Genomic DNA, 21,477 nt, shown 5'->3' on the forward strand with positions numbered 1-21,477 from the left:
TTCATTTTATTCTTTAAAAGAAATTTACCATTCATTTTAAAGGGACAAACAGCAGCATTCGGCACTTTCCCAATTTTAAACGTGAATTCCTCATAGTCCTACTCCGGCACACGAGTAACTGGCGAGTCGATGATATGCCGAGAAATTAAATGATCGGCAAACTGATTTTGCTTTCGACTTATTCTTGTGGGGATGTCATTTAAACGTTTTACAATACTTATTTCCATTCCATGCCCTAATTTGTCCGATCCAATCGCGTGTACGTCTTATGAAGGGGATCTTTCACTGATATTAGTTTTTTGAATCTTTTAATTCTTTTTTGACCTATCGAAAAGCAGCTGCTATACTGTCGTTGACAGATGAGCCCATATTTTTCAATTTGAAAGGAGTGTTTCCATATGGCTCAACCAAAGTACATTACAAAAATTGACCAAATTGAGCAAATCCCTGAAGAAGAAAGAGAACGATTAAAGGAAATAACGGAAAAATTTGTGTTCCGTGTCAATGAATATTACGTAGGGTTGATCAATTGGGAAGACCCGAATGATCCGATTAAAAATTTAGTGATTCCAAATGAAAATGAACTTTCCGAATATGGACGCTGGGACGCTTCGGATGAAGATACCAACTATGTCGTTCCCGGTTGCCAACATAAATATGAAACGACAGCCTTGCTGATCTGTTCCGAAGTATGCGGAGCTTATTGCCGTTATTGCTTCCGTAAACGTTTGTTCAGGAATGATGTAAAAGAAGCGATGTCCGATGTTGATCCGGGGATTGAGTATATTCGCAACCACCCAGAAATCAACAATGTGCTGCTTACCGGCGGAGATCCCTTGATTCTCGCAACGAAAAAACTCCGCTACATCATTGAAGAGCTAAGGTCCATTCCTCATGTAAAGATTATTCGAATCGGTTCCAAGCTGCCGGTTTTTAACCCGATGCGCATTTATGAAGACGAGGCTTTACTTGACTTATTCCGGGAGTATTCCACGCCGGATAACCGGATTTATGTCATGGCACACGTTAACCATCCGCGGGAAATCACGGACGAAGCAAAACGTGGCTTTCAAGCGCTTCACGATGCAGGTGTTATAGTCGTGAACCAAACGCCTGTATTAAAAGGGATTAATGACAACCCGGACGATCTTGCCGAATTGCTCGATAAACTATCCTGGGCAGGTGTGACGCCTTATTACTTCTTCATTAATCGTCCCGTTGCCGGAAATACGGATTTTGTGCTATCTCTTAAAGAGGCATACGAAGCGGTGGAAGAGGCAAAGGCGCGTACAAGCGGGCTCGGGAAACGGATTCGTCTATCTATGAGCCATACATCCGGGAAGATTGAAATTTTGGCGATCGAAGACGGAAAAGCCTATTTAAAATACCATCAATCACGAGACGGAAAGTACGGAAAGTTTATGATCCTGGATTGCCCCGACGATGCCGGTTGGTTCGACGAACTCCCCGGAAACGAAGCCTACTGGGAAGCACCGAAGAAAAAAACAGAAGAAGTCATATCTGTCAATCAAATGTCCGACATGCCACAAAAAGGCAAACGGCGAGCTCCACGCAAGCAACCAACGTCCTAAGTCAAAAATCGAAAAACCCGAAGGTGCTGTTCAAAGCCTACCCTCGGGTTTTCGTTATCTTATTCGCTCATTTTATTTTCCAGCGTCCCAATTAACGGCATATGAATCGACACATCGTCTCCCGGACGTAAGTATTGGGGAGGACTCATCCCTTTGCCAACGCCGGAAGGGGTGCCGGTTGCAATAATATCCCCTGGTTCTAATGTCATTCCCCGGGAAATAATATGAATTAAATCCGGGATATCAAAGATCATGTCCGTTAACGGCGCAGACTGTCGGACTTCTCCGTTCACCTTAGTCATAAGCCGTTGTTCGGCGATCACAGCCTCATTCACATTTGTTGCAATCACTGGACCGATAGGGCTAAAGCCATCTAATCCTTTACCGAGAAAAAACTGCTTATGCCTGCTTTGCAAATCCCTGGCTGTGAGATCATTCAACAAGGTGATACCGAATACATAATCCCATGCTTCTTCCCTTTTGATCTTTGCCCCTTGGCGGCCAATAACGACAGCAACTTCCCCTTCGTAATCCACTTGTTCACTTACGTCCCGTTGTAAGCTAATCGGTTGCCCGTGCCCGGCAATACTTGTATGCGGTTTTGTGAAAATAAGCGGATGGTCAGGGATATCTGCATCACTGCCAAGTTCAATGGCATGGGCAGCATAATTTTTTCCTACACACATAATATTCTTCGGCGTTTTGGCAATTGGTGCACACCTTTTAACCATCGCAGGCTTCACCCAAAAATTCTCGTCGGGCATAGCTTTTGCCTGTTCCAGTACTTTATCCGCGTTTTTTAAGAAAGCATCTCCATGATGAATGGCTTCCAACATATCAGCTGGGCAGTCTACACTTGGGAAAATTTTTCGAAATGCTTCTTCAAGCACTAAAATGTGCTGGCCATCTTCGCGTTCGACCCCAAGCTGTGTTTTATTATTATATACCATTGAAAGTAATCGCAGCATGTTTACCTCTCCCTAAAAGATGGAAATTGATATGCGTATGCACGAACTAATGCGAACATACAATCTCTTTCGTTATCATCGGCAAGGACCGCGTGTCCTAGATGCAAAGGCGGGACTTGCCTAAATCCGCAAAAATCAGCGATTGCTGTTTTAAATAAATGTTCCATCCATTGCTTTTGGCCTTTTTCCCATACGTCAGAGGGTGCGCCAGTTGTATAAATCATTCCAATCGGCTTGCCTGCCATTTTCGGAATTGGTCGTTCATTTTCCAGTTCAAATGCAAACCCATACGTGAGCACGCGATCCAGATAGCCTTTCCCGATCGCCGGAAAGCCTCCCCACCAAACCGGAAATAGTAAGGTGATTTCTTCTGCTTGCTCCACATATGCTTGCTCTTTTGCAACATCATCTGCGTAACGATTCATCAATGATTTTTCATACTCCGCTTGCGTTAACAGCGGATCGAACCCAAGCCTGTACAAATCACGTACCACGACTTCTTTCCCCGATTTTTTCAAAGCTTCGCGATAAGTAGCCAAAATTGCATGATTAAAGCTATCTTTACTCGGATGCATGTAAACGATCAAGTGCATGTTTTCGCCTCCTATTGGAAGCAGTTAATCCGTTCCCTTTTTAACCAGAAATAATGGTTGTCCATAATCAACGAGCTCCCCGTTCTCGACAAGAATCTCCTTGATTTCCCCTTCGATTTCCGCCTCAATTTCATTCATCAATTTCATCGCTTCTACAATGCATACCACATTTGATTCATTGATTCGGTCTCCGGGCTGAACATAGGGATCGGTATCCGGCGAAGGCGCGCGGTAAAAAGTACCGACCATTGGCGAAGTGATTTGTTCAAGATTCGGATCTGCCGATGGTGATTCTTGTTGATTGGCTCCCCCTTGCATTGCTGGCCGTACATTTTCAGCCGGCGGTGCAGCTTCCTGTGTCGCTGGAACTGCCACTTGTTGCATCACTCCATCCGGTTTTTTGCGGATGACCAGTCCCTCATTATCCTCGCCTGTGACCTCTAATTCGGAAATACCCGAGTCATCAACCGCTTTAATTAAATCTTTAATTTCCTCGATTTTGTACATGATGACTTCCTCCTCCTTCTTTGGACATGTATCGTTTAGATTGTCTCCTTTTCCAAAAACGTCGTATCAAAGTCCCCTGATGCAAACGCTTCGTTGTCCATGAGCGCTAGATGGAAAGGAATCGTTGTCTCTACACCTTCCACGACAAATTCCACTAGCGCGCGTCTCATGCGTGCAATCGCTTCTTCACGGTTCGGGGCAAAAACAATTAATTTCGCGACCATTGAATCATAATAAGGCGTGATCGTATAGCCTGTGTAAACCGCACTGTCTACGCGCACACCCGGACCTCCCGGCGGTAAATACATCGTAACTTCTCCCGGGGAGGACCGAAAATTTTTCCTTGGATTTTCAGCGTTGATTCGGCATTCAATCGCATGGCCACGTACGGTAACTTCTTCTTGCTCGATGGATAAAGGATGTCCACCGCCAACCAGGATTTGCTCTTTAATGAGATCCACACCCGTCACTTCTTCTGTAACCGGATGTTCCACCTGTATACGAGTGTTCATCTCCATAAAATAAAAACGATGATGTTTATCAAGTAAAAATTCAACGGTTCCGGCACCGACATAGTTCACTGCTTTTGCTGCTTGTATGGCCGCTTCTCCCATCTGCTTGCGGACATCCGTATCAATCGCCGGTGACGGGGCTTCTTCCACTAGCTTCTGATGACGACGCTGGATGGAACAATCCCGTTCACCGTAATGGATGATATTCCCAAACCGATCGCCCATGATTTGGATTTCAATATGTCGAGGTTCCTCGATAAATTTTTCTAAGTAAACGCCTGCGTCTCCGAAATTGGTTTCTGCTTCTTGACGTGCCATCGTAATGGAACGAATCAATTCATCGGCATCGTATACAACACGCATGCCCTTTCCGCCACCGCCGGCTGTCGCTTTTATGATAATGGGGTATCCAATTTCTTTTGCCGTTTTAAGAGCTTCTTTTTCATCTTCAATCAGCCCGTCACTTCCGGGCACGATCGGAACCCCTGCCTCGTGCATCGTTTCGCGCGCTTGTGACTTGGCACCCATTTTATTAATCGCTTCCGCAGACGGCCCAATAAATGTAAGGCCATGATCCGCACAAATGTCAGCGAATGCTGCATTCTCCGCTAAAAAACCATAGCCGGGATGAATCGCATCTACGCCCGTTTTCGTCGCGGCTGCGATCAGATTTGTTTTGTTCAAATAACTTTCTGCCGCGGCATTCGGACCGATGCAATAGGCTTCATCAGCGATAAGCACATGCAAAGATTCCTGATCCGCTTCTGAATAAACAGCGACCGTTTCGATGTTCAGTTCACGGCAGGACCGGATGATGCGAACGGCAATTTCACCGCGATTGGCGATTAAAACCTTATTAATCATGCTGGAGTGTCTCCTTTATTAGAAAACTCGGCTTTTCGCCAAGCTTTTATGGCGAAAGCCTTCGTTGCACTTATGTATGCCTATCCTTCTAAATTTTAAATAAAAACGTATCGACCGTCAATGTTTACCATCGTTCCATCGTCTTCAGCAGGTGTTTTCACATTCAAAATACCAAATGGAACATGCATATATTGTCAAAGGGACAGAGAGAAGACGCAATTGATTTTTTCTTTTCCGGCAAAATTGGACAAAGAAGGGTTTGAGTCCTACCCGAAACAGGAATAGATAATAAGGAAATTAAATGGAGGTGAACGATTATGAACGACGTAAAAGCAAAAGCCCAAGAATTGACAGGTTGGTCATTGGAAGGAGAGAAAATACAGAAACGTTTTTCCTTTGACAGTTATTTTGAAGGAATTTCTTTTGTGAATAAAATTGCGGTCTATGCGGAAGGCGTTCAGCATCATCCTCATGTGACCATTGACCATACAAATGTCACCGTGCAATGGACGACCGTGGACCAAGGAGCACTCACGGAAAAAGACATTGCTGCCGCTAACGCTTCCGACAATTTATTAAAAAGTGGTCACATTTAAACGAGAATAGGCACGTGTGGCACACAAACCGCAAGTTGCCTAAAAGAATCGCGGAAATCGCACGGCGAAGGGCTGGCGCTCTCGGCACGGCTGCCTTGTTGGCCCTTCCTCCCGGATTTATCCTCGCGCACACCGTCTTTTTCCATTAATTGGTGATTATCTTGCTAAATTTTTGGATATCGTAGATAATCAAAGTGAAACCCCTTAACCTGAAGGAGCGATGAAAAAATGGATTTACTTGGAATTGCAGCTTTAATTTTCGCGATCGCATTTGCGGTTCTCGTCGTTTTCTTGGCAAAAACCCTCGGAAACTTGGCAAATGTGCTTTCCAAAACAGAAGTCACAATCGGAAAACTTCCCGATCAGTTGGATGAAATTACGAGAGAGACGGGAACAGTTCTCCACAATACAAATGAAACGATTTTGGATGTCAATGAAAAAGTGGCCAATTTGAACCCTTTCTTTGACATGATCGGTGATGCAGGCGAAGCTTCCCGCAAGTTGTCATCCTCGCTCGTGGATATAACCGAATCGATGAAAAGTCAATCACAAGAAGCGACAGAAACCTCGCATCAAAAAGGGCTGAGCGGCTTTTACGGTCTGGCAGCATTTATGTATTTTTTAAATCAAAAACGCAACCAAAAAATGAATAACATTTTAGGCCGAGTGTAGACATTTCGCAATGCTACACTCTTTTTTTCTGTTTGTATGAAAGGGATCATTCATGACGTCCGTAATCAGTTGAGCTACTCGGTTTCAGGCTCCATGAAGCTTTAGTAACAACTGATCATGCCGAATTTGAACGATATTCAGTGCTATATAGAAAACTTGGCTTTTCGCCAAGCTTTTATGGCGAAAACATATAAGAAAGTTGATTTATACTTTCTGGTATGCCAAAAAAAGATAAGGACAACCGCTGGGCGTGCCCTTATCTTCACAATAAAAACAGGGGGTGTTGTTTATATCTTCCACTTCCTGCCCAATGTTAAACCTGTTATTTCAACGTAAAGCCTTGATCTTTTAAAAATGTGGTCACATGCTGGCGTCGGGGATTGCCAAGATAATTGACCATGTTTGCCCCCCAACCATCGGTTTTCTTTCCATTCGTCCGTTTGTCATAGTATTCGCTTGTCACGCGTTCGTATTCGTCCAGCCCTTCGTGATAACGATCCGCCTCATAACGATCTTCGTGTAAAATCATCGGCTTCGGAAAACGCGGCTTTTGCCCGGGATCTTGATCCGGATAGCCGAGGCAAAGTCCCATCACCGGAAACGTATGCTTCGGAAGTTCAAGCACATCCGCCACACGGTGCAAATCGTTACGGACACCGCCGATCATTACGCCGCCCAAGCCGTAGGAACGGGCCGTAAGCAAAACATTCTCGGCAGCTAGCGCCACATCGACCGCGCCGACGAGTACATTTTCCGTTTCTTCCAACTGATAATCGGCATTCATTTTTTCGCTAGTGATGACATGCTTATGCCAATCCGCTACAAATACGAGAAATAACGGACTCTCGCGCACGTACTTTTGATTGGCGGCCACTTCCGAAATGGCATTTCTTTTTTCTCGGTCCCGAACGCGGATGATCGTGTACGCTTGCACATGGTGGGACGTTGGCGCCCAGCGAGCAGATTCCACCAAATTCGTCACAATGTTTTCAGAAACCTCCGTATCTTTAAACTTACGTATAGATTGGTGCGCTTGAATAAGATCGCGTGTATTTTTATGATCCATGATGTCTCCCTCCAGGTGTCACAAGTTTTCCTTCTTTCTGATCATGCACAATTTCCCCGTCTTGCATGATGGTTATTCCTCCAACAATGGTGCGAACGGGCCAACCTTTCACCGAACGTCCATCGTAAGCACTGATTTTACTTTTGCTATGCAGCGCTTCTTTACGGATAGTCCCCATCTTTTCCATATCTACGATCGTAATATCGCCGTCGCTTCCGGGAGTAAACGTTCCTTTTTGATCGGCAATCCCGTACAGGTGCGCAGGATTTTCCGCCAGCAGTGCCACAAGACGGTTGAGCGTCAGTTTCCCTTCACTGACCGCGTTAAGCATGAGCGGCACAATCGTCTCGACCCCACACATGCCCGCGGGAATCTCGCTTAATTTTCCCTCGTATTTTTCTTCTTCGGTATGCGGCGCATGATCGGAACAAACAACGGTGATCGTTCCGTCATTGACGCCTTCCCAAATTGCTTTTTGGTCTGCAGCAGTTTTAACAAGTGGGAAAATTTTCATGTCCTTGCCAACCGTCTCGAAATCTTCGTCACTCAAAAATAAATAGTGGGGGCACGTTTCCACGCTCACACGTTGCCCTGCCGCTTGTGCGCGCCGTACGGCCGCTACACTTTCCGCCGCAGATACATGCAAAACATGAAAATGAACATCGGCCGCTTTAGCAAGCGTAATACCCGTTTCCACGGTAAGTTGTTCGGCAAGCCCCGGCCTTGAAGCCAACAATGCTTGATATGACTCATCTTCCGGGTCTTTCTCCTCGCCGAGTCGGCGAATCAGTTCGTGATTTTCCGCATGAACCGCGAATAATTGTCCGGTTTTGGCTACTTCTTTCATCATCGCGTACACTTCACCGTCATCGTAAGGCTGGATGACTTGGTCGTCTGCCTCACTGACATTGTAAAGCAGTTGAAAGGTCTCCCGGTGGATGCCGTATCCCCAGAAATACTTAAAACCGATGACCCCTCTGCGATGCATGTCCATAAAATCGGCTCTGTTCAAAGGACCGAGGCAAATACCCCAAAGGCCGAAATTGACCGCTGCTTTATTTTGTAAATTGTCTACCTGTCCGTCAAAAGAAATCTCATCTCGCACCGGCGGTGTCGTATTCGGCATCTCAAAGACCGTCGTGATTCCGCCGGCAGCGGCCGCACGCGTAGAGGTAGAAAAATCTTCTTTATGTGTCGGGCCAGGGTCACGGGAATGGACATGTGTATCAATTAGTCCCGGAAGGACGTGTTTCCCGGCAGCGTCAATGACCTCGCGGGCTTCATCCTTTGCCCCCGGAGCTTTCACCGCGGCAATTTTCCCATCTTGGATAAGAACCGTTCCCGAATATATCTCTCGACTTGTTACGAGCTGGCCGTTTTCTATTTTAACGTCGTACATCCATTATCAACTCCAAAAAGCCATTCCCAATGCGGGAACAGCTTAATCAATATCATCATAAATGCGGCTTCCCACTGCGTAGCGTTGTTTTTGATATTTTCCATTGTAAGGGGCGGTTGCTTGTTGGTCCATACGGGCAAAAACGAGTTGGGCAATTCTACGGCCGGAGATTAAACGAATCGGTAAACGGTTGGCGTTAAAGAGTTCCAGAGTGATCTCGCCTTCAAAGCCGGGATCAACCCAGCCGGCGTTTTGGATAAACAATCCCATGCGGCCGATCGAGCTACGGCCTTCCACAAATGCGGTTAGATTTTCCGGCAGTTTTATGTACTCATTGGTCGTCGCGAGCAGAAAAGAATTCGGGGGGATAATGACCTCCTCCGCTTCAAATTCGACATATTGCGCCGGGGTGTCGAGCGCAATTGATTCGATCGCATTTTCATCAATCTTTAAATAATGGCTTCCGAGTCGGATATCAACGGACGCGGGTTGGATTTGCACATCGGTGACAGGCTCAATCAAAAGTTCATCACGCGCCAACATCGCTTTAATCGTGGTATCTGATAATATCAAAGGGCTTCCTCCTGAACGCTTTTTCATAGTTCAAGTATACCTGATTCGACAGCGCTCGCCAACCGGTTAGGCTTAAAAGGGGATGCGAGGGTGCCCAGGAATGGGGAAACCAAGATATTGAGCATGTTAATTAGGGATTGCTGAACAACTTACATATATTAGTTGAAGCCGGGATGCCGCTTCCATGGCTTCGCTTTCCGCGGACGAACGGTCAAGCCTCCTCGCGCAAAACCGGCGCTGCGGGGGCTTGACGCGTCCGTTTTTCCGCTGGAGTCTCGCCATTGCAGCACCGTCCCTCCGTACATTGCCAGAAGTGCAAGGGTTTTTTTGCTTATAGGATGGATTTCCTTGCATCCAGCTTTGACAACAGCAACGGAAAATGCTTATGTGTCAGTCTTTTTCCGTTATTCAGCAGTCCTTAATTATAGGGAAAGTTCCCGGAAAGGCTATGTATGCCGATGGACATGTCGTGCACTGCACTTTAGCAGGGGCGTAAAGGATTTATTGTCTGCGCTACCCCCCTCTTGTCGGGGGATCAGTCTATTGCGACCGTTCCATGTAGTAGCATGGGCGGTCGCTATTATAGCATGCACTTATAAGCTTTCTATGTTAATTATGCCATTTGTACACATTGATTTTCACTTTTACATTCCGTCCCATCCCCTATTCCTGAACCGTCATTTCTTTATTTTTTTTGTTTTTTACAACTAACATTGCAACTAACCAACCAAGTTGAATGAGCAAAGGGATGACAAAAGCCATTGCCAAAGTCAAAATGCTTAACATAATGATTCCAGGCGTTTGAACTGCACCAGTCGCATCTACGTCTCTTTGTGCTAAAAAAAACGATCCTACTGCAAATAAGGTTAACCAAAAAGCATTTACGATCCACCAAGCAATCCAAGCGAATTTCATCAGACACACCTCTTTATGAACAAAGTAAAATACAAGCCATCCGGCATTAACACGTTCAATTCAAGAATAATGCCTCAACTAATGATGTCAGCTATAAAGAATAGTATAAAGGCAGCTAAAAGAAAGGGTCAACACTAAAATCAATGGTTGATATTCGTGATTAAATATGGTGACACCACTAGCGAGCGAAGGAAAAACACGCAGACTCCTGTGGGAAAGCGCAGGGCGAAGACCCCGCAGGAAAAAAGCGAACTTCTTTTTTTCCGAGGAGGCTGAGCTCGGGGCCCACGGAAAGCGTCGTGTTTTTCCGTAGCGGTCACTACCAATCATAATTGCCCCTAGTTTGTCAGCCATAGATTTTGGTGAAGAGCCAAAAGAAAAGCAAAAGAAAAAAGAACCTCTCCTGTTTCGAATATCAACAGGTTCCTTTTTATTAGAAAACTTGGCTTTATCTCGAAAGTTTAAGTAAAACATCGACAGCCTCAGCTGTCGATGTCGGTTTTGTCTTCAAAGTTACATTCCATCTCGTAACCATGCTCGGAAATCGTACACCCGGATTGGTAACGGGCACACCATTCGCTATATTCGTTACTTAGCGCGCGGAAACGTTCCTCATCTTTCGCATCCAGCGCTTCATCAATTAACCGTTTATAACGTTCTTTAGTAAACGTATAAACGGAATATTCCAACATCATACGGGCATAAAGCGATTGCACCACTTGCCTGGGCGCCCGATATCCTTTTCGAATCATTTTCAACTTTTCAAACAGTTCATGTTCATATGTTGACGCTGCCATTACTATCCCCCCTGATTTCCTCATACAGGTATAATTCGACCGCGGCCAATACATTTCACTTATTTTTAGTTCAATACCCGCCTGGCTGCACATTTAAACCCTTTCCTAAAACATTTTGCAAAAGTTCCCTCTTGAATGTACGAATGTTTATTCGATATACTGACGTTGCATTTTCCGAAAAAACATGTTCGTACGTAAAACCGACCTCACCTTCATCCATTACGCCCTGATTTTGCCGTTGGTGAAAAAACATTCGAAAAAGACCAAGGGCACCCTGCAACAAAACATGCACATCAAAAACTCCCTACATGGCCATCGTTCAAACAGCGCTCGCTTCTCTTCAGAACGACCTTCAGCAACTCAAACGCGTGCAAAAACAACGAAGCATCCGCGTCTATCTATCGATGTCGATGAGACATTTTCCACTTACGGTTATCTATGCAACCGTTACGAAGGTCAGAACCGCTATGTAAATGCCCATTTAAAAAGACAAACGGGACGGTGTATGACCCGTTATCTTCAAGGTGATCGTTTGTTTACGGAAGAAGGGAATTTACGGAAAAACCACCAATAAAAACCGTACATCCCGATAAATACAAAAAGCGCCACTACTTGCAATGCGAAAATATAATACGGCCAAGGGCCAAACCAATCAAATGGGGAAGGACCCGGCGGTTTTTCCATTAAATACATGTAATTCCCGTCCACCCACAGATTAAAGATGAACATGCACGCCGCATAACCGTTTAAATACAACCATACGCGGAAAACCGACCGAAAACGAAGCTGCATGTTTTCCACCGCCATCATATAGACAACAACTACGATTACAAGGGCATGGGTAATAAAAAAATGAAAAAAGCGAAAATGAGGAAAGCCATAGTTGCCGACATCCGGCGTCACAATGGTTAAAAATGCACTGCCGGCGCCTACGAAAAACGTGATTTCAAACCACGTTTGGTTGCGAGTCAACAACATGAAAATCGCCGCGATCCATGCGATGCTGCTTAAATGCAACGGCAACGCGAATGACGGATCCCAAGCACTTGCATCTATGTACCAGATCTGCAAAAGCACTTCCCCGGCAATGAAAATCGCAACGCAGCCAAAGCGAAAGAGATTTTGCTTTCTAATTGACCCTTGGAACCAGTTTCTTGCCAACACAATTAACACGCACGCGAGAAGTAATGAAACGATCACTCCCATATGCGCCGGCCCGAACATGGTAAACCCCGGTCCGTCGTGGGTATACGCCCACCACCACATACAAATCTCCCTCCTTGGTGAAAACGCGCCTGCAAGAAATGTTGCAGACGCCGAAGGTCACCTTTTTTAACGCCGCCCTGTGATCATTTGGAAAACGAGAACGATAAGCGCAATCACAAGCAGAAGGTGAATAAGCCCGCCTGTCCCGCCGATAAACCCGAGCAGCCAAAGCACAATCAACACGGCAATGATCGTCCATAACATTTGCGTCTCCGTTACGAAAAACTTATAAAAATCTGTAAAGAGTCAACACTAAAATCAATGGTTGGTATTCGTGATTAAATATGGTAATACCACTAGCGAGCGAAGGAAAAACACGTAGACTCCTGTGGGAAAGCGCAGGGCGAAGACCCCGCAGGAAAAAAGCGAACGTCTTTTTTTCCGAGGAGGCTGAGCTCGGGGCCCACGGAAAGCGTAGGGTTTTTCCGTAGCGGTCACTACCAACCATAATTGCCCCTAGTTTGTCAGCCATAGATTTTGGTGAAGAGCCTCTGAAAAAAGAGATTCTCTGTTTTCTTCCCTGTTCAACGTGTCCGATTTTGTATGAAGAATACTACTCCCATTTGATATAACACTCTGAGGGCGTAAATTCGGATGTAACTCACCCTACTTATTAGCGTTATCTTTTTCAACGTAACGTTAGTCATTGCAGGATCGGTGGTTTCCTTCTTCTTTAACATTCCTTTGACATTTAAATCCTCAATCACGATGTGAGATGGTTTGGTTCTCGCGATCTCACTCGTCATTTTGTGAATGTAATCTTTCCGAATGTTATTTAAACGTGTTCGTAGCTTTATGATCTCTTTTTCGGTTTTTATAATGTTGCGTGTTTTTCGGTAACGGTCCCCCTCCTTATTCGTTTCATATTTTCGAGAAACAATACGTTGCAACCGACGACATCATTTCTCGATCTTGCGCATCTTATCACTTTTATTGATATTCTTGTACGTTTTCGCGTTGCTTATCGTCGCCAATGTTTTTATCCTTAGATCAATCCCAATAGGCTCAAGATGTGATACTGAATAATCGTTAGTGTCAGCGACTTCACAATTGATACTAACGAACCAGTCCCCTTTAACAACTTCTTTGCTTTACTCGCTCGTTTCCTTGCCAATCATAACTCAAAATCCTCACCTCATTTGTTATATCGGCAAGAATGGTATAAGTTATTTAGGGAATGCTGAACAACTTGCAGCTATCAGCTGAAACCGGGATGCCGCTTCCATGGCTTCGCTTTCCGCGGACGAACGGGCAAGCCTCCTCGCTAAAGGCGCTGCGGGGGCTTGAAACGTCCGTTTTTCCGCTGGAGTCTCGCCATTGCAGCACCGTCCCTCCGTGCGTTGCCAGAAGTGCAAGGGTTTTTTGCTTATAGGATGGATTTCCTTGCATCCAGTTTTGACAACAGCAACGGAAAATGCTTATGTGCCAGTCTTTTTCCGTTATTCAGCAGTCCCTATTTCGTGTTTTGTAGCTCTTTTTATATAAGAATCATGACAACGAACTCCCTCCCCTTGCCCCCGAATGCTACAAGTATATTAGGAAAGCGCAATGATTATTAGGGTTATTTTGTCCATTCTCCGCGGGCAGCCTGATTATACGCTTTTTAATGCCTGTTCCTCCACTTCCGTAAAGAGTTCGGTCAATTTTTTCATCCCAAAATCTATTTGGTCATCGGTGGCATGGGTGAAATTCAAACGCAGCGTATTATAGCGCGGCGTCTCCACGTAAAAAGGAACCCCGGGCACATAGGCAATCCCCCGCTTAACGGCTTCATTCAAGAGCGCTTCCGTGTTTATGCGAGGATCGACTTCCAGCCAAAGAAACATGCCACCTTCCGGTTCAACGAAGTCCAGCGTGCAACTTTCGGAGCGCCGCAATGCATGAACCATCACATCCTTGCGATGGGCGTACAATCGGCTTATGTCCTGAATATGGCTGTCCAGGTCAAAATGCTGGCACAGTTCATATAATGCTTGATGAGCCAGTGAATTTGAATGCAGGTCATTCGCCTGTTTTGCCTGGGACATCACGCGGATCACCTGGTACGGCCCGACAATCCACCCCGTACGCAAAGCGGGAACGGCCGTCTTTGAAAAGGTGCTTGTATAGACAACATGCGTACCATTATCGAGCGCCGCCATCGGTGTATAGCCCCCGTGCGTAAACTGAATATCTCCATACGGATCGTCTTCAAAAATTAGGATATTGTGATTATGGGCTACACGAACGAGCTGTTTGCGCCGTTCCAGCGACCAAATCCGCCCAGCAGGATTCGAAAACGTCGGGACAACATATACGACCTTCGGCTTAAATGCTTTCACTTTTTCCTGTAAATCATCCATGTCCATTCCGTTTTCATCACAACGCACCGGCACGATTTTTGCTTCATAAGATTGAAAGACTTGCAATGCTGCCAAGTACGTCGGTTCTTCCGTGAAAATTACATCCCCGGGACCAATCATCACGCGTGAAAATAAATCAATCGCTTGCTGCGAACCGGTTGTCAATAACACATGCTCCGGTGTAAAACTGGTGATCTCTTTCTTTTCCATCCGTTCGATGATAACTTCACGCAAGGGAAAGTAACCTTCGGTTTCCCCATATTGCATGGCTTTTTTCCCCTTCGCCAACGCACGCGAAAACGCATCCTCGATCGCTTCCACCGGAAAAAGGTCATCATCGGGCAAGCCGCCGGCAAATGAGATCACATCTCCTTGATTAACAACTTTTAAAATGTCACGCACGGCAGATGACTGCAAGTGACGAACGCGTTGGGCAAAGGCATATTTCATTGTAATCATCACTCTTTCAAATAAAAATAAATTCCTTCAATTTTAGCGTATTTGCCGGAAAAGTCAATGAACAAACACAGAAAAAACCCGATGTTTCTACACCGAGCCCTTGTAAACGATCATTATTGCTTCCTTCTAATACCCATAGGTTGATTAGCCGCGTCGGGCCAATCATCTCTTTCAAGAAGAGGTAACTTGCCAACCGCTTCGTTTACTTTTTTTGGAAAAGGGGCGGGTCGGCCTAATTCATGCTCCATTCCCATGGTCATTTGTTCACTCGTGGCGATCGTATCGTCTTGATCATTTTTCATGACAAACCAGAGATGCATGCGTTTGGCATCTACATCGAGTAGCTGCACAAAGACACTCAGCTTTTGACCTTCGTATGCCTCTGCTAAATACTTGAGTTGCGTCTCCAACGTGAAAATCGTATAGGCTTCTTCGAACCTGCCTTTTTCATCTAGGCCAATGTATTCCATAAGGGCATCCAAAGCTGTACTAAATACCTGCGCATAGGCTGCATCATTCATATGACCGTTGTAATCAACCCAATCAGAGCGAACTTCACCGTGCCAGACCTCTTTAGCTGTCATGGGGCGTCATCCTTTCCGAAGGCCAGAACCCTTCTTCTTCCAACAATTGCATCAGTTTAATGAGAAAACGATCACGTCGCTGTTCCATTTCTTGCACACTTTTGCCATCGCTTTGATCACTCGTACCTTCAATCACTTTCCGACTTAGTTCTTCCGTTAACTCAGGAGCCACAAGCCGGGTCCACGGGAGTTTGAGCGCGGGACCGAACTGTTCCAACATGTGCGCCATTCCTTTTTCCCCGCCGGCGAGATGAAGCGTCAAAAACGGGCCCATAAGCGCCCAGCGAAGACCCGGACCATAAACAATCGCTTTATCCACTTCTTCTGTCGTTGCTACACCGTCATTGACGATATGAAGACTTTCCCGCCAAAGGGCTTCCATTAATCGATCACCGATATGACCGTCAATTTCCCCAGACATGACGAGCGGTTTCATATTTAATTCATCGTAAAACCCATATGCCTTTTCTAAAATCAAGCGCTCCGTCTCCTCTCCTCCTGCCAGCTCTACGAGCGGAATTAAATAAACAGGATTAAAAGGGTGCGCGACAATCACTCTTTCCGGATGATGCGCACAAGTTTTTTGCAGGACAGAAGGCTTATATCCTGACGTACTTGATGCGATAATAGCCGAAGCAGGTGCTGCCGCATCAATCTGTGCCAGCACTTTTTTCTTTACGTCTTCCCGTTCCGGTACATTTTCCTGGATGAGATCCGCGTGTTGAACCGCTTCTTCCAATGTTTTAGTGAAGGTCACATTCTCAATGGAAGCTTGATCGGCAACCCCGTGAGCGATAAGCGTTGGCCAGACTTCATCCAGTAACTCCCGTGTTTTCTCTTCTGCCCCGGCCGCTGGATCAAAAGCAAGAACTTTGTGCCCGTTGGCGATAAAACGAGCAATCCACCCGTTCCCGATTACGCCTGTCCCCACGACAGCCATTGTTTTTTGTTTCATAAAGCACCTCTCTATTTTTCAAACGTCCGAAGATTCAAGGCGTCCCGTGCTTCGCCCGGAGTCATGGGCTCTATGCTTAAACTCTGAAGAACATCAACAGCCTTATCCACCAATTGGGCGTTGGTCCCCAGCACACCTTTTTCGAGATACAGGTTATCTTCCAAACCCACGCGCACATTTCCACCGAGGAGGGCGGACTGAGCAACCATCGGCAATTGCAAACGCCCGATGCCGAAAGCAGACCAACTTGCTCCTTCGACGATACGATTACGCAAATAATTAATCGTCTCTGCATCTGCCGCTGCACCCCAAGGAATTCCTAGGCAGAATTGGTACATGGCGTCCCCATCGATTAATCCTTCTTGAATGAGTTGGTTGGCCATACGGATCTGTCCCGTGTCAAATATCTCCAATTCTGGCTTCACACCACTTTCCCGGATCATCACCGCATGTTCACGCAACCACCCAGCCGGTCCAAGATAGACTTGATCACCGAAATTCAAACTTCCGCAATCCAATGTACAAATTTCCGGAAGCAATGCTCCTACAGGTTCGTGACGTTCTTTTGGCGTCTGGATATCCGTCCCCTGCCCTCCTTGGGTGGGATTTTCAAGATCAGGAACGAAATCTCCACCGCCACCTGCGGTGATATTAATGATCACATCCGTATCCGATTCGCGTATACGCTCTACAACCTCCCGAAACAGTTCCGGATCATGACTCAAACTCCCTGTTTCCGGATCACGCACATGAATATGGGCGATCGCCGCCCCTGCTTTTGCAGATTCGATCGCAGCTTCCGCGATTTCCTTTGGCGTGACAGGAACATGAGGACTTTTCTCTGTTGTGTCCCCCGCTCCTGTCACTGCAGATGTAATGATCGTTTTTTCAGTCATTCAAAGTACCTCCTTGTTGATTTTTATTGGTAGAGTCGGTCTCATGCACTGGCACAGCCTCAAAAATTTCACCACTCTCAAAAAAATCAACCAATCGTTGAATCCAGTTGTAGTAAGCGGACCAATCATCAAGTTCTTGCTTTAACGCTAAGATTCTCTCCTCTGCTTCCTTGCTCGGTTCCGCTTCCGAGGAATTCTCAAGCTTCGTAATCCGGTCACGCAAGCGTCTTTCCAGAGCCATGTTTTTGCTGACAACCTCTTTCCAATTCGTTGTAAAAAGTGAAATGAATGTTCGTGCATAGTCATTTTCTACCGCATAATGCTCTTTCCGGCTTCCTTTTATAAATTCCTTCTCCGCAATATTGAGCGCCATCATCTGCCGCATCACTTGGCTCATTCGTGTCTTGCTCATCCCGGTACGGTCTGCCAGTTCGTCGAGTGTCATGGCGTCGCGGTTCATATAGATAATTCCAAGTAAGCGTCCAACAGTCGAAGACACTCCAAATGTATCCATATTGTCTGCGATTCGGTCCGCAATCATTTGTTCTGCCTGTTTAACTTCCTCCAATATCTCTTCATTTGATAGTCGACCTTGCACAGCAAACTCCCCTCTTTTTCAGTACTACAAGACACTTTAGCATGGTTTTCATCAAAAATAAAAATTCAAACTTGGTATATATAAAGAGAAAAAACCTGAAATTGTACGATATATATATTCGCGAAAACTTATAAAGTATAAATTGCATAAATTTCACGATAAAAACACTCCTCCCGCCTTTTTATTTTTTCGAGTAAATTAACTATACTTAAAAACAGTTTAAACAGACAGCTATCCAACAGGAACGGAGGCATTCGATGAAATTTCGCTCGTTGCAATAACAACATGTCATTGCCCCATAAAGAATTAGGACAGTGGATAATTGAACAGGTCGATAACCCAAAAATTATTTATCACTTAATTGATTGAGAAAAGTAAACAAATATGAAAAGAAGAAATTTTAATGATTAAGCAAGGATTATTTTAACTAAAAATTGCTTATAGCACTCTTTACAGCTTCCTTTAAATAACTTTATAACGAGAGGAGAATTATTTTGAAAAAGTGTATTTCCTATGTATTTATAGTTACATTCCTTTTAACTGTAATAACTGCTTGTGGTTCAGGTGAAGAACCTTTGCAAGTTTATACAACAAATACAACAGAAGAAATGGATGAAATTGCAACTGATATTGAAGACGCAACTGGAGTAGAGATGGAATTTCTGAATATGTCCACAGGTGAATCTTGGAGTCGAGCAGAGTCAGAAGCTCCACACTTTGGTGCTGATATGCAAATTGGTATGATGGAAAGTTATGCACTTATGGCTGAGAAAGAAGATTTCGTTGAACCATATCTATCCGAAAGTTGGGAAGACATTCCCGAACAATATAAGGATGAAGATGGAAAATGGTTTGGCACTTCTTTCTGGTACAACGAGATTATTGTTAATAAGGATTTATTAGAAGAAAAAGGGTTGGATGTTCCAGAGTCTTGGGAAGATCTGTTAGATCCGCAATATGAAGATGAAATTATTGCACCAAGTCCTGCCAGCACAGGAACTGCCTACTTGTTCGTGTCCTCTATTTTACAGCTGTTTGGTGAAGAAGAAGGATGGGAATATTTAGAAGAACTTGATGAGAATGTTGTGGATTACTCACAATCTGGTTCTGATGCATCATTAAGGGTTTCTCAAGGAGAATATGCGATTGGAATTGATTGGGACCAACCGATCTCTGATTTTATCGAACAAGGCTATCCAGTTGAAAGTATTATTCCGGAAGAAGGAGTAGGCTACAATTTGGATACAACATGGATTTATGAAGGAACAGATAAATTAGAAGATGCTCAAAAAGTAGTTGACTATATGGCTACAGATGAATTTATGGAGAAGAATGCTGAACTGCGATCCATGGTTACCAAGCCAGGTATTACGGACAGTAAAGAATTGGAGGAAAGTTTTATCGATTATGATGCAGTATGGGCAACCGAGAACAGAGAGCGCGTAACGAGTGAATGGGAAGATAGATTTCATAATAGATAAAAGGTGAATGAAGGTAATATCTATATTTCAGATATTACCTTCTGACACTTTTGAGAAAGAGGGAGGTTTATAATTGAGTACAGAAGTTACGAGTATTCAACAAAAAAACAATTCTTTTTGGTCTAATTGGAAAAAATTCTGGTCCGAACCAGGATTTGCTATATTATCCCTGATTCTTGCTCTGGCTATTTTATTTTTCATTGTCGCACCTGTTTTTGCGGTTCTATTAAGAAGCTTTGGAATCGGAGCAGGAACATTGACGTTGGATTATTATGAGCAATTCTTTTCAACGTCACTCTATTTAAATTCTTTATGGAATAGTGTCAGTGCCGCATTTATTACCACTATAGTAGTGATTTTTTTAAGCACTGTATTTTCTCTTTATGTCACTCGCTCTCATAGCTTTTTGGCAAAGAGTTATCGAGGTGCTGCTCTATTACCGCTAGTAGCTCCGCCATTTATTTTTTCATTGGCATTAATTATTCTATTTGGCAGTAATGGCGTTATTACTCAATTCTTGAATAACTGGTTCGGTTGGGAATTCAGTATTTACGGTTATTGGGGAGTTGTTATCGCACAAATACTTGCCTATTTTCCAGTGGGCTTCATGTTAATAGAAAGTACCATGCGAAATATGAGTCCAAGTTTAGAGCAAGCGTCTAGTGATCTTGGTGCGGGACAGTGGAGAACATTAAGAAAAGTCGTATTACCTTTAGCGAAGTCAGGTATTATTAAAGCTGCTTTATTAGTATTTGTAATGGGATTATCGGATTTTTCCAACCCCTTAATAATTGGAGAATCTGTCCCATTTCTGGCATCTGAAGCTTATTTAACCGTAGTTGGTCAAAATAATATGGAATTAGCAGCTGTTTTAGGTGTGTTTTTAATTATACCGAGTTTTATCGTTTTTCTATTTCAAACATACTTTTTTAAAGATGCTAATCTTGAAACCATCAGCGGGGAATCAGGTGGCAACAATATACCTTTAACGAAACCGGTGAAATTTGTATCATCTTTTATTAGCACACTATTTGTATCTTTTATTTTACTAATGTTCGTGATGGTTGTACTTGGGGCATTTGTTAATATTATTGGTGTCGATAACTCATTTACACTTGATCATTTTTCAGGTCAAACAGGTTGGGATACATTAAATCTAAGTATTATAGTTTCCTTACTAGCAGCTCTTTTAGCGTCAGGTCTCGGGATGTTACAAGGATTTTTACTTGCCAGAAAACCAATACCCGGTAAAAAAGCATTGGAATTTTTAACTTTATTTGGATTGGCAGTTCCCGGAACAGTTATGGGGATTGGATATGTCTTGATATTTAACGGTCCCCCGTTGTTCTTAACAGGTACAGTTCTATTGCTTGTACTCAATATGACATTCCGGAAAATTGGTGTCGGCCTCGAAGCGGGTGTCAGTAAAATGCATCAAATCGATTCATCGATGGAAGAGGCTTCAAATGATTTAGGTGGCGGTCCTTACCGTACATTCTTGAAAATCGTCATGCCTTTATTAAGCCCGGCATTTATTTCTGGCTTTGTCTATACATTTATGACAGCGATGGTTTCTATCAGTTCAGTTATATTCATAATTGCACCAGGTACTAACCTTGCAGCTGTTTATATATTAGATCTTGCCTCATCTGCCCGCATTGGTATGGCGTCTGCGATGTCATTTGTTTTAATTGTAATTGTTATAGCGTGTATGGGAATCTTGAAATTGATTGAAAAAAGAACAGGTTTCAAAATTTAGCCTGTTAACGTATCATTTCTTCCTGTTTATCAGCTTCTGACGTGATGCTCACCCAAAAGATGGTTCATCGTCTAAATAATAAA

Annotated in this window: 25 protein-coding genes; 6 read left to right on the forward strand and 19 right to left on the reverse strand. The window is 44.3% G+C overall.

What is annotated here, in order from left to right; all coding sequences use genetic code 11:
- The first annotated feature begins 398 nt into the window (after positions 1 to 398).
- Entirely contained in the window at positions 399 to 1,592 is a 1,194-nt protein-coding gene (locus tag HUG20_RS13840) for a KamA family radical SAM protein (RefSeq protein ID WP_200085231.1), read from the forward strand.
- Between the two features lie 59 nt (positions 1,593 to 1,651).
- On the opposite strand, the gene HUG20_RS13845 is transcribed toward HUG20_RS13840, so the two are convergent.
- From HUG20_RS13845 to accC, 4 genes are read right to left on the reverse strand one after another with little or no spacing between them, the layout of a single operon-like run.
- Positions 1,652 to 2,560 carry a fumarylacetoacetate hydrolase family protein gene (locus HUG20_RS13845; RefSeq protein WP_246476421.1) on the reverse strand — a complete coding sequence of 303 codons (909 nt, stop codon included), beginning with the start codon at positions 2,558 to 2,560 and terminating at the stop codon, positions 1,652 to 1,654.
- 2 nt (positions 2,561 to 2,562) lie between these two features.
- The gene (locus HUG20_RS13850) at positions 2,563 to 3,153 is read right to left on the reverse strand and encodes an NAD(P)H-dependent oxidoreductase (protein WP_200085232.1); all 591 of its coding nucleotides are present in this window, start codon (positions 3,151 to 3,153) and stop codon (positions 2,563 to 2,565) included.
- A 24-nt stretch (positions 3,154 to 3,177) separates the two neighbouring features.
- Positions 3,178 to 3,660, reverse strand: a complete 483-nt coding sequence (gene accB / locus HUG20_RS13855; RefSeq protein ID WP_200085233.1) for an acetyl-CoA carboxylase biotin carboxyl carrier protein — start codon at positions 3,658 to 3,660, stop codon at positions 3,178 to 3,180.
- A gap of 35 nt (positions 3,661 to 3,695) precedes the next feature.
- Positions 3,696 to 5,036: an acetyl-CoA carboxylase biotin carboxylase subunit gene (gene accC, locus HUG20_RS13860; RefSeq protein WP_200085234.1), complete on the reverse strand. Its 1,341-nt coding sequence runs from the start codon at positions 5,034 to 5,036 to the stop codon at positions 3,696 to 3,698.
- 317 nt (positions 5,037 to 5,353) lie between these two features.
- On the opposite strand from accC, the gene HUG20_RS13865 reads away from it, so the two are divergent.
- Together HUG20_RS13865 and HUG20_RS13870 are read left to right on the forward strand one after the other, a co-directional pair.
- Complete coding sequence (locus HUG20_RS13865; protein ID WP_200085235.1) at positions 5,354 to 5,632, forward strand: 4a-hydroxytetrahydrobiopterin dehydratase; 279 nt, start codon at positions 5,354 to 5,356, stop codon at positions 5,630 to 5,632.
- A gap of 228 nt (positions 5,633 to 5,860) precedes the next feature.
- On the forward strand, positions 5,861 to 6,304 hold the full coding sequence (locus HUG20_RS13870) for a DUF948 domain-containing protein (RefSeq protein ID WP_200085236.1): 444 nt from the start codon (positions 5,861 to 5,863) through the stop codon (positions 6,302 to 6,304).
- Between the two features lie 322 nt (positions 6,305 to 6,626).
- Here HUG20_RS13870 and nfsA read toward each other — a convergent pair whose 3' ends face one another.
- The 6 genes from nfsA to HUG20_RS13895 form a co-directional block, all read right to left on the reverse strand.
- Positions 6,627 to 7,370: an oxygen-insensitive NADPH nitroreductase gene (nfsA, locus tag HUG20_RS13875; RefSeq protein WP_200085237.1), complete on the reverse strand. Its 744-nt coding sequence runs from the start codon at positions 7,368 to 7,370 to the stop codon at positions 6,627 to 6,629.
- Positions 7,360 to 8,769: an allantoinase AllB gene (gene allB, locus HUG20_RS13880; protein WP_200085238.1), complete on the reverse strand. Its 1,410-nt coding sequence runs from the start codon at positions 8,767 to 8,769 to the stop codon at positions 7,360 to 7,362. Before allB ends, nfsA begins: the two co-directional genes overlap by 11 nt.
- Before the next feature lie 42 nt (positions 8,770 to 8,811).
- Positions 8,812 to 9,342, reverse strand: coding sequence for a dCTP deaminase (gene dcd / locus HUG20_RS13885; protein WP_200085239.1), 531 nt, complete (start codon positions 9,340 to 9,342; stop codon positions 8,812 to 8,814).
- Between the two features lie 158 nt (positions 9,343 to 9,500).
- Positions 9,501 to 9,632, reverse strand: coding sequence for a hypothetical protein (locus tag HUG20_RS19590; RefSeq protein ID WP_281392424.1), 132 nt, complete (start codon positions 9,630 to 9,632; stop codon positions 9,501 to 9,503).
- A gap of 373 nt (positions 9,633 to 10,005) precedes the next feature.
- Complete coding sequence (locus HUG20_RS13890) at positions 10,006 to 10,257, reverse strand: DUF3923 family protein (RefSeq protein WP_200085240.1); 252 nt, start codon at positions 10,255 to 10,257, stop codon at positions 10,006 to 10,008.
- Positions 10,258 to 10,739: 482 nt separating this feature from the next.
- Positions 10,740 to 11,054 (reverse strand): IDEAL domain-containing protein, encoded by a 315-nt coding sequence (locus tag HUG20_RS13895; RefSeq protein WP_246476422.1) that lies wholly within the window; start codon positions 11,052 to 11,054, stop codon positions 10,740 to 10,742.
- A 184-nt stretch (positions 11,055 to 11,238) separates the two neighbouring features.
- Here HUG20_RS13895 and HUG20_RS20110 point away from each other — a divergent pair, with 184 nt between their 5' ends.
- Positions 11,239 to 11,628, forward strand: a complete 390-nt coding sequence (locus HUG20_RS20110; RefSeq protein WP_484593353.1) for a YhjD family protein — start codon at positions 11,239 to 11,241, stop codon at positions 11,626 to 11,628.
- Here HUG20_RS20110 and HUG20_RS13900 read toward each other — a convergent pair.
- The 9 genes from HUG20_RS13900 to HUG20_RS13940 all read right to left on the reverse strand — a co-directional run bounded on the left by HUG20_RS13900 (position 11,574) and on the right by HUG20_RS13940 (position 18,097).
- A complete protein-coding gene (locus HUG20_RS13900; RefSeq protein WP_200085242.1) occupies positions 11,574 to 12,320 on the reverse strand; it encodes a YwaF family protein in 747 nt (248 codons plus the stop codon). The genes HUG20_RS20110 and HUG20_RS13900 overlap by 55 nt on opposite strands.
- Before the next feature lie 66 nt (positions 12,321 to 12,386).
- On the reverse strand, positions 12,387 to 12,524 hold the full coding sequence (locus HUG20_RS13905) for a lmo0937 family membrane protein (protein ID WP_200085243.1): 138 nt from the start codon (positions 12,522 to 12,524) through the stop codon (positions 12,387 to 12,389).
- 320 nt (positions 12,525 to 12,844) lie between these two features.
- Entirely contained in the window at positions 12,845 to 13,210 is a 366-nt protein-coding gene (locus HUG20_RS20005) for a transposase (protein WP_200085244.1), read from the reverse strand.
- Positions 13,211 to 13,490: 280 nt separating this feature from the next.
- Positions 13,491 to 13,709, reverse strand: coding sequence for a hypothetical protein (locus HUG20_RS13915; RefSeq protein WP_200085245.1), 219 nt, complete (start codon positions 13,707 to 13,709; stop codon positions 13,491 to 13,493).
- Between the two features lie 203 nt (positions 13,710 to 13,912).
- Positions 13,913 to 15,112, reverse strand: coding sequence for an aminotransferase-like domain-containing protein (locus HUG20_RS13920; RefSeq protein WP_200085246.1), 1,200 nt, complete (start codon positions 15,110 to 15,112; stop codon positions 13,913 to 13,915).
- A 122-nt stretch (positions 15,113 to 15,234) separates the two neighbouring features.
- A complete protein-coding gene (locus tag HUG20_RS13925; protein ID WP_200085247.1) occupies positions 15,235 to 15,705 on the reverse strand; it encodes a thioesterase family protein in 471 nt (156 codons plus the stop codon).
- Positions 15,695 to 16,660 carry a 3-hydroxyacyl-CoA dehydrogenase NAD-binding domain-containing protein gene (locus HUG20_RS13930; RefSeq protein WP_200085248.1) on the reverse strand — a complete coding sequence of 322 codons (966 nt, stop codon included), beginning with the start codon at positions 16,658 to 16,660 and terminating at the stop codon, positions 15,695 to 15,697. Before HUG20_RS13930 ends, HUG20_RS13925 begins: the two co-directional genes overlap by 11 nt.
- 11 nt (positions 16,661 to 16,671) lie before the next feature.
- Positions 16,672 to 17,556, reverse strand: coding sequence for a beta-keto acid cleavage family enzyme (locus tag HUG20_RS13935; protein ID WP_200085249.1), 885 nt, complete (start codon positions 17,554 to 17,556; stop codon positions 16,672 to 16,674).
- Entirely contained in the window at positions 17,549 to 18,097 is a 549-nt protein-coding gene (locus HUG20_RS13940) for a GbsR/MarR family transcriptional regulator (RefSeq protein ID WP_200090528.1), read from the reverse strand. Before HUG20_RS13940 ends, HUG20_RS13935 begins: the two co-directional genes overlap by 8 nt.
- A gap of 551 nt (positions 18,098 to 18,648) precedes the next feature.
- Here HUG20_RS13940 and HUG20_RS13945 point away from each other — a divergent pair.
- Together HUG20_RS13945 and HUG20_RS13950 are read left to right on the forward strand one after the other, a co-directional pair.
- Positions 18,649 to 19,635: an extracellular solute-binding protein gene (locus HUG20_RS13945; protein WP_200085250.1), complete on the forward strand. Its 987-nt coding sequence runs from the start codon at positions 18,649 to 18,651 to the stop codon at positions 19,633 to 19,635.
- 73 nt (positions 19,636 to 19,708) lie between these two features.
- Entirely contained in the window at positions 19,709 to 21,394 is a 1,686-nt protein-coding gene (locus HUG20_RS13950) for an ABC transporter permease (RefSeq protein WP_246476423.1), read from the forward strand.
- The last annotated feature ends 83 nt before the right edge of the window (positions 21,395 to 21,477 follow it).

It is taken from the genome of Salicibibacter cibi (assembly GCF_016495865.1).
In the GTDB taxonomy this organism is placed as follows: Bacteria; Bacillota; Bacilli; order Bacillales; family Marinococcaceae; genus Salicibibacter; species Salicibibacter cibi.

What these genes read in the sequence shown, in the direction of transcription:
- HUG20_RS13840 (WP_200085231.1), top strand. Translation starts at nt 399, where the DNA reads ATGGCTCAACCAAAGTACATTACAAAAATTGACCAAATTGAGCAAATC.
- HUG20_RS13845 (WP_246476421.1), bottom strand. Translation starts at nt 2,560, where the DNA reads ATGCTGCGATTACTTTCAATGGTATATAATAATAAAACACAGCTTGGG.
- HUG20_RS13850 (WP_200085232.1), bottom strand. Translation starts at nt 3,153, where the DNA reads ATGCACTTGATCGTTTACATGCATCCGAGTAAAGATAGCTTTAATCAT.
- accB (WP_200085233.1), bottom strand. Translation starts at nt 3,660, where the DNA reads ATGTACAAAATCGAGGAAATTAAAGATTTAATTAAAGCGGTTGATGAC.
- accC (WP_200085234.1), bottom strand. Translation starts at nt 5,036, where the DNA reads ATGATTAATAAGGTTTTAATCGCCAATCGCGGTGAAATTGCCGTTCGC.
- HUG20_RS13865 (WP_200085235.1), top strand. Translation starts at nt 5,354, where the DNA reads ATGAACGACGTAAAAGCAAAAGCCCAAGAATTGACAGGTTGGTCATTG.
- HUG20_RS13870 (WP_200085236.1), top strand. Translation starts at nt 5,861, where the DNA reads ATGGATTTACTTGGAATTGCAGCTTTAATTTTCGCGATCGCATTTGCG.
- nfsA (WP_200085237.1), bottom strand. Translation starts at nt 7,370, where the DNA reads ATGGATCATAAAAATACACGCGATCTTATTCAAGCGCACCAATCTATA.
- allB (WP_200085238.1), bottom strand. Translation starts at nt 8,769, where the DNA reads ATGTACGACGTTAAAATAGAAAACGGCCAGCTCGTAACAAGTCGAGAG.
- HUG20_RS13890 (WP_200085240.1), bottom strand. Translation starts at nt 10,257, where the DNA reads ATGAAATTCGCTTGGATTGCTTGGTGGATCGTAAATGCTTTTTGGTTA.
- HUG20_RS13895 (WP_246476422.1), bottom strand. Translation starts at nt 11,054, where the DNA reads ATGGCAGCGTCAACATATGAACATGAACTGTTTGAAAAGTTGAAAATG.
- HUG20_RS20110 (WP_484593353.1), top strand. Translation starts at nt 11,239, where the DNA reads ATGTTCGTACGTAAAACCGACCTCACCTTCATCCATTACGCCCTGATT.
- HUG20_RS13900 (WP_200085242.1), bottom strand. Translation starts at nt 12,320, where the DNA reads ATGTGGTGGTGGGCGTATACCCACGACGGACCGGGGTTTACCATGTTC.
- HUG20_RS13905 (WP_200085243.1), bottom strand. Translation starts at nt 12,524, where the DNA reads ATGTTATGGACGATCATTGCCGTGTTGATTGTGCTTTGGCTGCTCGGG.
- HUG20_RS13915 (WP_200085245.1), bottom strand. Translation starts at nt 13,709, where the DNA reads ATGCAAGGAAATCCATCCTATAAGCAAAAAACCCTTGCACTTCTGGCA.
- HUG20_RS13920 (WP_200085246.1), bottom strand. Translation starts at nt 15,112, where the DNA reads ATGAAATATGCCTTTGCCCAACGCGTTCGTCACTTGCAGTCATCTGCC.
- HUG20_RS13925 (WP_200085247.1), bottom strand. Translation starts at nt 15,705, where the DNA reads ATGACAGCTAAAGAGGTCTGGCACGGTGAAGTTCGCTCTGATTGGGTT.
- HUG20_RS13930 (WP_200085248.1), bottom strand. Translation starts at nt 16,660, where the DNA reads ATGAAACAAAAAACAATGGCTGTCGTGGGGACAGGCGTAATCGGGAAC.
- HUG20_RS13935 (WP_200085249.1), bottom strand. Translation starts at nt 17,556, where the DNA reads ATGACTGAAAAAACGATCATTACATCTGCAGTGACAGGAGCGGGGGAC.
- HUG20_RS13940 (WP_200090528.1), bottom strand. Translation starts at nt 18,097, where the DNA reads ATGATTGCGGACCGAATCGCAGACAATATGGATACATTTGGAGTGTCT.